The 12,903-nt window shown below is 68.3% G+C and carries 8 protein-coding genes; 3 read left to right on the forward strand and 5 right to left on the reverse strand.

The annotated features are described in order from the left end of the window. Positions 1-148: 148 nt before the first annotated feature. Together IZR01_RS09575 and IZR01_RS09580 are read right to left on the reverse strand one after the other, a co-directional pair. Positions 149-1,606, reverse strand: a complete 1,458-nt coding sequence (locus tag IZR01_RS09575) for a hypothetical protein (protein ID WP_194923634.1) — start codon at positions 1,604-1,606, stop codon at positions 149-151. Positions 1,607-1,660: 54 nt separating this feature from the next. Continuing rightward, positions 1,661-3,958 carry a GH92 family glycosyl hydrolase gene (locus IZR01_RS09580; RefSeq protein WP_228559104.1) on the reverse strand — a complete coding sequence of 766 codons (2,298 nt, stop codon included), beginning with the start codon at positions 3,956-3,958 and terminating at the stop codon, positions 1,661-1,663. A gap of 426 nt (positions 3,959-4,384) precedes the next feature. On the opposite strand from IZR01_RS09580, the gene IZR01_RS09585 reads away from it, so the two are divergent. Beyond that, on the forward strand, positions 4,385-6,289 hold the full coding sequence (locus tag IZR01_RS09585; protein WP_194923635.1) for a glycoside hydrolase family 27 protein: 1,905 nt from the start codon (positions 4,385-4,387) through the stop codon (positions 6,287-6,289). A gap of 214 nt (positions 6,290-6,503) precedes the next feature. Then, positions 6,504-7,655, forward strand: coding sequence for a LacI family DNA-binding transcriptional regulator (locus IZR01_RS09590; protein WP_323746960.1), 1,152 nt, complete (start codon positions 6,504-6,506; stop codon positions 7,653-7,655). Between the two features lie 125 nt (positions 7,656-7,780). Here IZR01_RS09590 and IZR01_RS09595 read toward each other — a convergent pair whose 3' ends face one another. From IZR01_RS09595 to IZR01_RS09605, 3 genes are all read right to left on the reverse strand, one after another. Next, complete coding sequence (locus tag IZR01_RS09595; protein WP_194923636.1) at positions 7,781-9,442, reverse strand: extracellular solute-binding protein; 1,662 nt, start codon at positions 9,440-9,442, stop codon at positions 7,781-7,783. A gap of 106 nt (positions 9,443-9,548) precedes the next feature. After that, positions 9,549-10,454 carry a carbohydrate ABC transporter permease gene (locus IZR01_RS09600; RefSeq protein ID WP_194897989.1) on the reverse strand — a complete coding sequence of 302 codons (906 nt, stop codon included), beginning with the start codon at positions 10,452-10,454 and terminating at the stop codon, positions 9,549-9,551. Further along, a complete protein-coding gene (locus IZR01_RS09605; protein ID WP_228555668.1) occupies positions 10,451-11,425 on the reverse strand; it encodes an ABC transporter permease in 975 nt (324 codons plus the stop codon). Before IZR01_RS09605 ends, IZR01_RS09600 begins: the two co-directional genes overlap by 4 nt. A 317-nt stretch (positions 11,426-11,742) precedes the next feature. On the opposite strand from IZR01_RS09605, the gene IZR01_RS09610 reads away from it, so the two are divergent. Next, entirely contained in the window at positions 11,743-12,747 is a 1,005-nt protein-coding gene (locus IZR01_RS09610; protein WP_194923637.1) for a hydroxyacid dehydrogenase, read from the forward strand. Positions 12,748-12,903: the final 156 nt, after the last annotated feature.

The following is a 12,903-nucleotide window of genomic DNA, read 5'->3' on the forward strand; positions in this document are numbered from 1 at the left end:
CGCGCCTTGCGTACACAAGCCGGCGGACGAAAACAGGCGGTTTTTTCACAACGCCCTTAACCCCGTACGTGACCGGCGGCCTCCGTGCCCGACTCTCGTCCAACCCGCAACCACACCACCAACACGGTGAACCAATCCAGCCAGCGCACTAGTCGCCGGGCGGGCAGCTGGGCGTCACCTGGACCACAGCCGCGTCGTGCGCGGGCACGCTCACCGCGACGGTGTTCGTGCCGCTGACGCCCAGGTTCGTCGGCGTCCCGGCGAAGCCGCCGTCGGCGTCGACGCTTCGGCCGCCGACGGTGATGTCGGTCCCGCTCAGGTGGGAGCCGGCCAGCAGGTAGGAGCGGGCTGAGGCGGCGCTGGTCCGCAGCGTGACGGTCGCCGTGATCGCCGATCCGCTCTTGTTGTCGACGACGACGTTGTCCCCGATCCCCCATGCGGTGACCCCTGGCGAGGCGGTGACGCTCGGGTCTCCGGTGACGGTCGCCTTGTACAGGCTGCCGGTTCCGGCCAGCTTCCACAGCAGCTCTCCGTAGTAAACGCCCTGCACGCCGGAAGGGGTGACGCCGTCGCTGTTGAAGGTGATCGGCGTGTAGTAGAGCGTGAACTGCGAAGAGACGCCGCCGTGGAAGTCCACCCCGGACCCGCCGTTCAAGGCGACTCCCTCCATGAAGTCCAGCGACCACAGCGCGGCGGCCTTGGTGTCGCTGACTCCGGCCTTGCCTCCCGTGTAGTAGGAGTTGGCCTCGGTCATGCGCCAGCCGATCCCCGAGGTCTTCGCGGCGGCGGCTACCTTCGTCTCGTCACCGCTGGGCCCTGACGGGTTGTCCGTCATCATGCTGGTGGTCGTGACCGTGGAGCTCGGTGCGCCGATGTAGTAGTGCGTGGACAGGAAGGCCAGAGGACTGGACTTCTCATCGGCGGCGAAGGTGGCCGGCCAGTCGTCGGCGTAGAGGACTCCGGGGCCGTCGAACACCGCAGTGGGGACGGTTTTGAGGATCGCCGAGGTGAACGAGTTGTAGACCGTCTCGTAGTCGCTCTCGGTGTTGTCGATCGAATACTGGTCGGGCTCGTTGCCGATCTCGAAGGCCGCCAGATGGCTGCCCAGCTTCCGCGACACGTACGCGGCCTCGCTGGCGGCGTTGTCGGCCGTGTTGGTGACTACCCCTTTTGCGATGTCGGAGGAACTCAGGCTGGTTCTGCCGTCGATGCCGTAGATGGCCTTCCATCCGGTCGCCTTCAGGAAGCCGGCCAGCTTGTCCACGTCGCCGGGCGCGATCTGGCCGACTGTGCCGCCTGGACCGGACGCATTCCACGTGGTGTGGTTGACGAGGTTCCCACTGATGCGCAGATAGCCCGGACCCAACAGCTTGAACATGTTGATTAGCGCGGTATTCGAGGTCTCGAACACACCGGCCGCGATCCTGTCCTTCTCATAGCTGAATCCTGCGAACCCGGCGCCGACCGTGCCGGCGGCCGCGGTGCCGACCGTGATCGTCACCGGGTAGGCCGACGCGGCGCCGGCCGGAGTACTGGTTGTGGGCAGCTCGCCGAGGACGAGCGCCAGCCCTGCGGCCGACAGCGCGCGTAGTCTCCGGTGTCGCATCGTTGCCTCCAAAAGAAGGGGGTCATCCGTTTGTTGCGGTATTCCGGTGTTGTCCTAGCCCGCTGAGCCTTGGTAGGACGGCGGTGCCGCAGCTGCGGACGAAGCCCACGCCTTGGTCGGGGCGCTGCTGCCCAGGGCGAAGTCGAGCGTTCCGCCACTGGTCAGGGCGTTGGTCGGAGCGTAGGCGTTGTTCCAAGCCCGCGCCGTGCCGGTCGTCCCGGCGGCCCAGGTCGCGGACCGCACGTAGGGCGCGTCGTCTGCGGCGTTGTCGCCCTTGACGGTGAGCTTCTTGCCGGACGGCAGTGTGATGGCCACCTTGGGGAACAGTGGCGAGCCGAGTGCGAGGTCGGCGGTGCCCGGCGTCTCCGGGTACATGCCCAGCGCCGACCAGACGTACCAGGCGCTCATCGTGCCCAGGTCGTCGTTGCCGGCCAGGCCGCCGGGCGCGTCGGTCCAGACCTGGTCCTGGATCTTGCGGATCGCCGCCTGGGTCTTGACCGGCCGGCCGGTGTAGTCGTACTCCCAGGGGATGTCCAGGCTGGGCTCGTTGGTCAGGTCGGCGTGGCCGCCGCCACCGGTGAACGAGCTCAGGTCGGTGTCCAGGAACGTGTTCAGCTTCGCCTCGCCGCCCTCGGCGGCGGCCAGGCCCCGGATGTTGAACGGCACCATCGGCGTGTACTGCCAGGAGTCGCCCTCGGCGAAGTAGACCGAGGGTCTGTCGCAGCAGTAGCCCGAGCCGCCGGTCGGTGAGAAGCCGGACATCCAGGAGCCGTCGAGGTTGCGCGGCTGGATGAAGCCGGTCCCGCTGTCGAACAGGTCGCGCCAGTCCTGGGCGCGGTTGATGAAGGCGGCCTGGTCGGTCGGATCGTTCAATGCCTTGGCCAGGAAGGAGATCGCGGCGTCGTTGCTGGCGTATTCCAGGGTGGTCGAGGCGGAGGCGTAGTAGTGCGGAGGCGTGGCCGAGCTGTAGGTGCCGTCGTCGGGCAGGTACCCGAGTTGTTCGAGATAGGCCAGGCCCGGTCGGATGTTGTTGCCGGTGGTGTCGGTCGCCTCGGTGACCATGTCCTGCAACGCGGTGTCCGCGTCGAAGTTCCTGGCGCCGAAGGCGTAGTAGTCGGCCAGGATGTCGTCGGCGGGGTCGCCGGCCATGTCGTAGGACTCGCCGTTGTTCAACGACCACTTGGGGAATTGGCCGGACTGCGTGTAGTCGTCGACCATCGACTGCGCGATGTCGCCGGCCACGGTCGGGTCCGCCAGGGCTGTCAGTTGCGCCTGCGTGCGGTAGATGTCCCAGCCGGAGAACGTGGTGTAGAAGGCGCTGTGGCCGGCGTCGACCGTCTCGACTGTCTTGCCGTCGGCGCTCAGGTACTCGCCGTTGCTGTCGCTGAAGACCTGTGGGAACAGCAGCGAGTGGTACAGCGCGGTGTAGAACACGGTCTGCTGGGTGCTGGTGCCGCCGCTGACGGCGAGTCGGTCCAACAGGGTGTTCCAGGCGTTGTGCGCGTGGGTGTGCACCGTGGCGAAGTCGAAGGCCGGGTTCGGGTTCTCCGCCTGCCAGTTGCCCTTGGCGTCGGCCGCCGACACATACGACAGGCCGACCTTGGCCTGAACCGCGGTGGTCGCGGTGCTGCTGGTGCCGAAGCTGACGTAATCCGTGCCGTGGGCGGTGATCGGCTGGTCGAAGACCATGTCGAAGTACACCGTGTACTTCGGGGAGTGGCCGCCGAAGTTTCCCGTCGTCTCCTGCCCGCTGGCCTCGTTGGCCGAGACGTAGGTGAACGTGACTCCGGAGTCGGCGGCTTCGCTGTGGCCCATCTTGAAGACCAGGTTGGCCGTCTGAGCGGTGGCCGGGAAAGTGAACCGGGCCATCCCTGAGCGGGTTGTGGTCGTGAGTTCGGTCTTGATGCCGTCGTCCGTCGTCAGGCTGTAGTAGCCGGCGTCGGCTGTCTCGTTCGTGTGCGAGAACGTGGCGTTCGCGCTGGTGTTGACGGCTCCCAGAGACGGCAGGATCGGGAAGTCGCCCGCGACGGGATCCCCGGGCCCTGGGACGTGGGTGAGGGAGTACCCCATCAGGGTGCTGTCGCTGTACGCATAGCCGCCGCCGGGCGGACGAGTGGGCGAGGTGTCCGGCGACCACTGGACCATCCCGAACGGCGAGTCGGCGCCGGGAAAGTCGTTGGCGCCATTGGCGGTGCCGATGAACGGGTTCACCAGCGAGGCCGGATCGGTGACGGCCGTCGGGGCAGTGGCCGACGCGACGGCGTGGGGTATGGACACCCCGGCCATCGCCAGCGCGCCGACGAGCAGCGAGCGGACGACGGCTTTCGGGATCAGGGGGACTCTCAGGTCCATGGGCAGCTCCTTTGTCCGGTAGACCCGTCGAGCCGTACCCGCTGCCGTCGCGTGGTGCGGCAGAGCCAGACTCATCTGCTCGACTACGGTCACTGATACCGCTGCCGGCCGGGTGGCGAATCAAGCCCATGATTTGCCGCGGAGATCCGGGTGTCAACGGTGCCGCGACCCTGTGAACTGCCCATGAATTCAACTGGCAGTCATCCGGTGATCAGCCGTTGACCGCCCGAACGCCACTGCCTAGCGTTCTGGCCATCCGGACCGGTGCCCGTCGAAACGCCTCACCCGGCGCGGCATAAGCGACTCTGCGAAACGTCGAACACCCCTCATCAGAACTGCGGAGGCGGGCACTCGCCTGCGCCCTGCGGCGTGCCACGAGCTCGCGAGGGATCTCGTCTCCAGTCACCACAGAAGGTGGATTCCATCATGAGTAAGCGGCTTCTCTCTGTGGCGACGGTCTTGATGACCGTCGCCGCGTCCGGTGTCCTCTGGAGCGTGGCGGTCCAGCCCGCTGTCGCGGTGTCCGCGCCGGGCGACATCGCCGACCACACCCTGGCCGGCGTGCCGACGATGGTCATCCGTCCGGGGTCGTGGCGGGACACGAACGACACGCTGATGCGGCAGGACGCCGACGCGGCCGCGGCCGACGGCCTGGCGGCCAAGGGCTGGGCCGTCGTCGCGGTCGACGACGACTGGATGATCCAGGCGAACGGCAAGGACTGGGACGGCACGCAGGTCGTCCCGGCGTCCCAGAACGGCCGCGACCTCCACGGGAACCTGATCGCCTCGCCCAGCAAGTATCCGAAAGGCATCAAGGCCACGATCGACTACGTCCACAGCAAGGGCCTGAAGTTCGGTATCTACGAGGACGGCGGCACCGAGACCTGCGACGGCGGGTCGGGCAGCTGGGATCATTTCACCCAGGACATGAATTACTTCGCGTCCCTGGGCGTGGACTACATCAAAATGGACTACTGCCACAACTACGACAACACCTCCAACGGCTGGCCCCTGAACACGCAGAACGACGCCGACCAGGCCGTCACCGCCTACGAGGACGCAGCCGCCGCGATCGCGGCGGCCAACGCGAAGTACCGCACGCACATCGTGCTCAACGAGTCGGCGCCGGCCTACTTCAACTGGGACGACAAGAGCACCGGCAGCCCGCTGTTCCAGGAAGTCATGGCCGGAGCCGGATTGTCGGCGCAGGAGTGGCGGATGGCCGCCGACAGCGGCGGTGGTGACTGGGCGTCGATGCTGACGGTCGCAGCCCAAGGCCTCGCCTCGGCCCCCTACGCGCGCGCCGGCCATTTCAACGACCTGGACCAGCTGACGATCGGCCAGTCCTCGATGACCGAGGCCCAGCAGCAGGCCGAGTTCAGCCTGTGGTCGGTGCTGGCCGCGCCGTTGAACATCAAGGTGTCCGGTACCGCCGGGTTCACCCCGCAGGTGGTCGCCGACGCCGGCAACACCGACGTCATCGCGGTCGACCAGGACCGGCTCGGGGTCCAGGGCAAGCTGATCTCGACCAGCGCCGACGCCGACGTCTACGCCAAGCCGCTGGCCAACGGCGACTACGCGGTGCTGCTGCTCAACAAGTCCACCACCGCGCAGACGATCTCCACCACGGGGCTCGCGGCCGGCACCTCCTCCACCGACTTCACCCTCACCGACCTGTGGAGCAAGAAGACCACCTCCAGCACCGGCGCCATCTCGGCCACGGTCCCGGCCACCAGCGCTGTGCTGTACCGGGTGCACCCGAACCAGTCCGGCCATTTCTCCACCTGGCGCACCGCGCTCAACGCCACCGTGATCAGCGATGACGACGCCGCCACCGAGGGCTGCTTCGACCGGGCCTGCGACAGCTTCTCCGCCGACGCCCTGGCTGCCGGCGGCGCCACCGCCGGGGGCAAGGTCACGGTTGCCGGCCAGAGCTTCGACTGGCTCGACAACGGCTCCGGCCGCTTCGACAGCATCACCGCCGACGGCCAGACCATCGACTACTACGGCAGCGGAAGCACCCTCGGAATCCTGGGCGCGTCCAGCGGCGGCGACACCTCCGGCACCATCACTTTGACCTACAGCGACGGAACGACGAGTACTGCGACGCTCGGCTTCCCCAGCTGGGTCACCGGTCACCCGACGGCGTTCGGCGACACGACCGCCGTCACCACGCTGCACCGGGACACCCCGCACGGCCCCGGCCAGGCCCGCGCCGCCCACTACGTCGTGTCGTACGCGCCGGCGGCGATCACCCCCGGCAAGAGCCTGGTCTCCATCACGCTGCCGAACAAGCCGGCGCTGCACGTCTTCTCCATCACCAAGTCCTGACGGCCACCAAGTACTGACGGCCACCAAGTCCTGACGGCGCCACGATCGCGATGTCGCTCGGTAGTAATCGGCTGCCGGAGTTTCACGCCGCGCGACTTTGCGATCCGCTCCATGCAGCCGAGGCTCGGGCTCGCGGATGGTCTCGCAGATGGTGGAGCACGGCGTCGGACCCCGGGGGCTGGAGGAAAACGGATAGCAACCGTATTCTGTCCGAGTGCCGAAACGATCAGATCCCGACCGCGAATCCGCCGACGTCGCCGGTGTGGGCAACCGGGACGGCGCGGTGACCCCGCCGTCGGCCGAGGACGGCGGCACCCCGCGCGCCGCGACCATCCGCGACGTCGCCGCCCGGGCCGGCGTCTCGGTGGCGACGGTGTCCCGAGCGCTCAGCGGGCAGTACCCGGTCGCCAACGCCACGCGCGCCCGGGTCCAGCGCGCCGTGCGGGACCTGGACTACGTGGTCAACGCCCACGCCCGGGCGTTGACCGGCAGCAAGTCCAAGACCATCGCGGTCCTGCTCTCGGACATCGCCTCGCCCTTCTACAGCCGGATCGCGCACGGCGTCGAGCAGCAGGCCTCCGCGGAGAAGCGGCTGATGATGGTCTGCGCGACGCACGGCGACCCGGAGCGCGAGGTCGGCCTGGTCGAGATGCTTCGCGAACAGAGCGTCGACGCGGTGGTCCTGGTCGGCGGCATCGTCGACACGCCGGAGTACCGCGAGCGGATGGCGAGGCTGGCCCGGCTGCTGGACACCGCCGGCTCGCGCCTCGTGCTGTGCGGGCGGCCCTCGCCCGGGGAGGACCTGCCGGTCACGGTGGTGGAGTACGAGAACTCCGGCGGGGCGTTCGCGGCGGCCAGCTACCTGATGGACAAAGGGCACCGCGACATCCTGTTCCTCGGCGGCGTCGGCCCGGACACCACCACCCAGGACCGGCTCGACGGGTTCCGGCGGGCTCTGGCGTCCCGCGACCTGTCCGCGGACGAGCCGGGCCGCATCCTGACCGGCGGTAACAGCAGGCAGTTCGGCTACGACACGATAAGGGCGCGCCTGCTCCGGGAAGAGCTGGACTTCACGGCGATCCTCGCGTGGGACGATCTGGTGGCCGCCGGCGCGATGACCGCGCTGCGCGAGGCGGGGGTCGACGTGCCGGGGCGGGTCTCGATCCTCGGCTACAACGACGAGCAGATCGCGCAGGACCTGGTCCCGCCGCTGACCTCGGTCTCGATCCCGCACACCGAGCTCGGCCGGTCCGCGGTGCGCCTCGCGCTGCACCGCGAGGACCCGGCTGTGGCCTCGTCGCAGCACATCACCCTCGGCACGCACATCGTCGTCCGCGGCTCGGTGCGGGAGGCCGCCCGGCGGTGATCGCGGGGCGAGCGGACTCGTCCTGATCCGACCACAGGCCTCGTCGGCGAGAGATCCACGATCTCCTCGCCGACGAGGCTGTCGCGCTTCGGCTGCCGGTCTCGGCGAAACCTCTCCGCGCCGTTTCAGCTGTGCAGCTTGCCGTATTCGGCGGCCAGCTCGGCCGCGATCGCGTCGCCGCCCTGGCTCTTCCAGCTCTTCACGACGCCGTCCCACGACGACACCGGCTGCTTGCCGGTGACGATGTCGTTCACGCTGTCGTCGATCAGCTGGAGCAGCGTCGGCCACTTCTTGTTGAAGGTCGGCGACTGGATGCCCAGCGAGGGGTCCGCGACGCCCTTGGGCACGATGTCCATCTGGGCCTGGTAGCAGCGCTTGGCCGCCTCGGGCTGGCCCGGGATGTAGTTCACCAGCGGCGGCGCGGCGATGTACTTGAACGGCAGGTTCACGTTGTTCTCGACCTTGCCCAGGTCGGTCGGGACCGAGGGGCCGCCGTCCTTGCCCCGGGTGAAGTGGACGCCTTCGATGCCGTAGTTGATGAGCTCGTACTCCTTGGAGCCGAACGGCGCGGCGAAGAAGTTCAGCACGTTCAGCAGCATCTTGATCCGGGCCGGGGGTGCCTGCTTGAGCGCGGTGTAGCCGAAGTAGCCGCTGGCGAACCAGGGCGTCGGCGCGGTTCCGGCGTCGTAGGGGCGGACGAAATCGACGGTGGAGGTGCTGCCCATGGTCGTCGCGAAGGAGGTGAAGGCGCCGAAGCCGTCGGTGTCGCTGAGGTAGGTGCCGTTCTGGAAGTAGCTCTTGCACTGGACGGTCGACGTCGTCAGCGCGCCCGGGTCGTACAGGCCCTTGCCGAACCAGTCGGCCATCGTCGCGACCGACGCCTTGAACTCGTCCGTGCCGTACGTGGTCGTGAAGGCACCGCCGGACAGCTGCCACAGATTGGGGGCGCCGTGCACGCCCGCGTGGGAGAGGTAGCCGAAGTTCGCGGCCGTCGAGGTGCCGAGCGCGAAGTGGCCCTTGGCGTTCAGTGTCTGGAGGCCCTTGGTCAGGTCGTCTTTCTTGAGCCCGCCGACGGTCGGCCGCCAGATGCTGGCCTGCGTGAACTTGTCAGAGTTCGCGTAGAACGAGTTGCCCAGCCGCGGCCGGTTGGTCGGCACGGCATAGATCCGTCCGCCGACGCGTCCCATGGCGTCCCAGGTGAAGCCGGGGATCGCGGCGAGGTTCGGGTAGTTCTTCGCCCCGGCGTCGCCCGACAGGTATTCGGTGAGGTCGGCGCACTTGGCTTGGATGAACTGAGCCTGATTCGGCAGCGGGTACAGGCCGAGCATCATGATGTCCGGCAGATCGCCGGCGGCCATCATGGTCGAGTACTTCACCACGAAGTCGGCGTCGGCCACCATGGTCAGCTCGATGTCCACCCCGGCGGCGTCGTTGACGGCCTTCCACAGCTGGTTGGCGTCCGGGCCCTTCGGCGGGGCGCCGTAGGTGACCATCATGACTTTGACCGTGGAGCCGTCGCCGGGCTTGGCGGGCACCGACTGCACCAGGTTCTGGGGGTAGTGCAGGAAGGTGTCCTGGACGCCGCCGGCCGTGCCTGGAAAGTCGGGGTTCAAGCCCTTGACCGGGGTGTAGGTGGGCCAGGGGGCCAGTTGCTTGCCGGCATTGCTGGCACTGGTCGCGCCGGACTTGCCGGCCCCGCAGGCCGCCAGGGACGGGACTGCGGCCGCTGCGACCGCGGCGGCTGCCGACGCCCGCAGAATCGCGCGCCGGGAGTAATCGGTGCTCATGATGGACTCCTTGGATGGGCTGCGCCGTGGGACGCGAAAGCGCTGTCCCGCGGCTCGACGGGAAGTCAGGCAGGTCAGGCAGGTCAGGGAAGTCAGGGAAGTCAGATCAGCTCTTCACGGCACCGGTCAGGACGCCCTTGGTGAAGAATCGCTGCAAGAAGGGGAAGGCCGCGGCGATAGGCACGACGCCCATGACGATGAGCGCGGCGATCGTCTTCTGCGGAGCGTTGGTGAGCAGCGCCTCGCCGGTCTGGTTCTGGGCGTTGGTGCTCGTCAGGTAGTCCCGCAGGATCGTCGACAGCGGCAGGTGGTCGGCGCTGCTGTTGTTGAGGTAGAGCATCGCGCGGAAGTAGTCGTTCCAGTAAGCCACCGCGTAGTAGAGCCCCACGACGGCGATGACTGCCTTCGACAGGGGGAGCACGATACGCAGCAGGGTCCTGAGTTCGCCCGCGCCGTCCAACCGCGCCGCCTCGTACAACTCCTCCGGGATGCCCTGGAAGAAGCCGCGCATCACGACGAGGTTGAACACGTTGATCATCACCGGCAGGAACAGCGAGGCGAGGTGGTCGGTCAGCTTCAGGTCGGTGACGATCAGGAAGCTCGGGATCATCCCGGCCGGGAACAGGAACGTGAACAGGATCGCCAGCAGGACGGGCCTGGCGCCCAGGACGTTCGGCCGGGACAGCGCATAGGCCAGCAGGATCGTGGAGGCCAGGCTCAGCAAGGTGCCCAGCAGGGTGACCGTCGCCGAGACCAGGACCGCGTGGCCGATGACGCCGCCGTTCAGGACGTCGGCGTAGGCGTGCAGGTCGATGCTCTTCGGCCACAGCGACCACCCGCCGTTGGCCGTCACCTGCGCGTCCGGGGAGATGCTGGTGGCGATGATCAGCCAGAACGGGATGGCGACGAGCAGGAGGATGACGGCGATCGCCACCGCCTTGGCGGCGCTCACCGCCGGATGGGGCCGGCCCAGCCAGGCCGGGCGGACGGTGCTCTGCTGCGTGCCGCTCATTGGTAGATCCCTTGCTCGCCGAGCTTGTGGGCGATCTTGTTGGCGGCCAGGACCAGGATCAGGGCGACGACGCCCTTGAACAGCCCGGCCACCGCGCCGGTGGAGAAGTTCCCGTCCTGCACCCCGTGGTAGTAGATGTAGGTGTCGATGACCTCGCTGGCCTGCGGCCCGAAGCTCGCGCGCTGCTGCATCACCTGGTCGAAGCCGACCGAGAGGATGTCGCCGACCCGCAGGATCAGCAGCAGCACGATGACCGGGCGGATCGAGGGCAGGGTCACGTGCCAGTGCCGGCGGCCCCAGCCGGCGCCGTCCAGCGAGACCGCCTCGTACAGGCTGTCGTCCACCTGGTAGAGCGCGGCGAGGAAGATGATCGTCCCCCAGCCGCAGTCCTTCCAGATCAGCTCGACGATCATCATCGGCTTGAACATCGCCGGGTCGCCGAACACGTTGACCAGGTGCTGGTGGCCCCCGCCGGTCACCAGGCCGTTGACCATCCCGTCGGGCCCGAGGACCTGCACGAACAGGCCGGCGACGATGACCCACGAGATGAAGTGCGGCAGGTAGACGACGCTGACCACCAGCTTGCGCACCCAGGCCCGGGTCAGGCTGTGCAGCAGCAGGGCCAGGGCCAGCGGCACGGGGAAGAAGAAGACCAGCTGTAGGCCCGCCAGCTCCAGGGAGTTGGCGACCGCGTGCCAGAAGGCCGGGTCGTGGAACAGCGTGGTGAAGTTCTGAAGACCCACCCAGGCGCTGCCGTTGATGCCGATGAAGGGCACGTAGTCCTTGAAGGCGATGACGTTCCCCAGCTGCGCGGCGTACTGGAACACCGCGAAGTACGCGATGCCCGGCGCCATCATCAGCCACAGGACCTTGTCACGGTTGAGTCGCGTCCGCCAAGACGCCCGCACCGGCGTCGGGCGCGCCGTGGCGGGTCGTCGACGCGACGCCCTGCCCGTCACATCGACTGCCATGGGCCAACCTCCATCCGTGTTGCACTGATGGAGAGCGAAACTAAAACGGTTACATGAGGCACGTCAATACCTCGCGGACGCATCACTTTCGATCGTGATCGGATCGTTGATCGGCCCCTGATCGCTCTACCAGCGGGAATGCCGCCAGAATCGAGGTCGCGTCGCTGATGGCGGGGCGATGCCGCCGATGAGCGGAGCTTGACCGCCGCTAAACAGGCCGCCTAGCATCACCGGAACTGGAAACGGTTACTGAACTGATTTCCAGACCCGCCACGGCGACCGGGCCGGACCTGACCGTCGACAAGAAGGGCTCGCCGATGACCGGCCGTGTCACCGCTGTGATCGCCATGCGTCCCGACGTCGCGGCGGCGGCGCTGCCCGCGAGGCTGCGTGCGCGTCTCGACTCCGTCGCAGACGTCGATCACGGCCTGGTCGTCACCGACTTCGCCGACCCCGGCGCGCGAGCGGCGCTGGCCTGCGCCGACGTTCTGCTCACCGGCTGGGGCTGCCCCCTGCTCGACGGACCCACGTTGGACGCCGCCCCGCACCTGCGCGCCGTCATCCACGCCGCCGGCTCCCTGAAGCACCATCTCGGCGCCGACTTCTGGACCCGCGGGCTGGTGGCGTCATCGGCCGCCGACGCCAACGCCTATCCGGTCGCCCAGTTCACGGTCAGCGCGCTCCTGCTGGCCGGCAAGCGCACCTTCCGGGTGGCGAACGCCTACGCCCGGGGGGACTTCCGCGACCTGTCCACCTCCCAGGCGTTCGGCAACGCCGACCGCACGGTCGGCGTCATCGGGGCCTCCCGCATCGGCCGCCTGGTGCTGGGCATGCTGGCCGGTCACGGCTTCCACCTCCTGCTGGCCGATCCGACGCTGACCCCGGCCGAGGCGGCCGGGCTCGGCGCCGAGCTGGTCGGTCTCGACGACCTGTTCAGCGGCTCGGACATGGTGAGCGTCCACGCGCCGTCCCTGCCGGAGACCCGCCACCTGATCGACGATCGGCGCCTGGGCCTGGTGCGAGACGGCGCGATCCTGGTGAACACCGCACGCGGTTCGCTGGTCGACACCGAAGCGCTGACCCGCCACTGCGCGAGCGGCCGCATCGACGCCGTCCTGGACGTCACGGACCCCGAACCGCTCCCGACCGGCCATCCGCTGTTCTCGCTGCCGAACGTGCTGGTGACCCCGCACCTGGCCGGAGCCATGGGGACCGAGGTGAGCCGGCTGGGCGAATTCGCGGTCGCCGAGGTCGAGCGGCTGGCGCGGGGGCTGCCGCTGGTCGGCGCGGTGTCCGCCGAGGACCTCGCGCGGATCGCCTGAGATCAACTCCCGACACATGACCCACACATCCGGGCCGACCAGCTCACCGGTCCACTCACCCTGCATAACAGCAGTCTGACCCCGCCAACGAAACGACGAGGCCAGAACCCCAGATTCTCAGCAGCGTTCTAGCTGGCTCTCCGGATGGTGCCGGCG

Source organism: Catenulispora pinisilvae (genome assembly GCF_015356865.1).
Lineage (GTDB): Bacteria > Actinomycetota > Actinomycetes > Streptomycetales > Catenulisporaceae > Catenulispora > Catenulispora pinisilvae.

Excerpts from the sequence above, each read along its gene's own strand:
- IZR01_RS09575 (WP_194923634.1), bottom strand. The coding sequence starts at position 1,606 with ATGCGACACCGGAGACTACGCGCGCTGTCGGCCGCAGGGCTGGCGCTC.
- IZR01_RS09580 (WP_228559104.1), bottom strand. The coding sequence starts at position 3,958 with ATGGACCTGAGAGTCCCCCTGATCCCGAAAGCCGTCGTCCGCTCGCTG.
- IZR01_RS09585 (WP_194923635.1), top strand. The coding sequence starts at position 4,385 with ATGAGTAAGCGGCTTCTCTCTGTGGCGACGGTCTTGATGACCGTCGCC.
- IZR01_RS09595 (WP_194923636.1), bottom strand. The coding sequence starts at position 9,442 with ATGAGCACCGATTACTCCCGGCGCGCGATTCTGCGGGCGTCGGCAGCC.
- IZR01_RS09600 (WP_194897989.1), bottom strand. The coding sequence starts at position 10,454 with ATGAGCGGCACGCAGCAGAGCACCGTCCGCCCGGCCTGGCTGGGCCGG.
- IZR01_RS09605 (WP_228555668.1), bottom strand. The coding sequence starts at position 11,425 with ATGGCAGTCGATGTGACGGGCAGGGCGTCGCGTCGACGACCCGCCACG.
- IZR01_RS09610 (WP_194923637.1), top strand. The coding sequence starts at position 11,743 with ATGACCGGCCGTGTCACCGCTGTGATCGCCATGCGTCCCGACGTCGCG.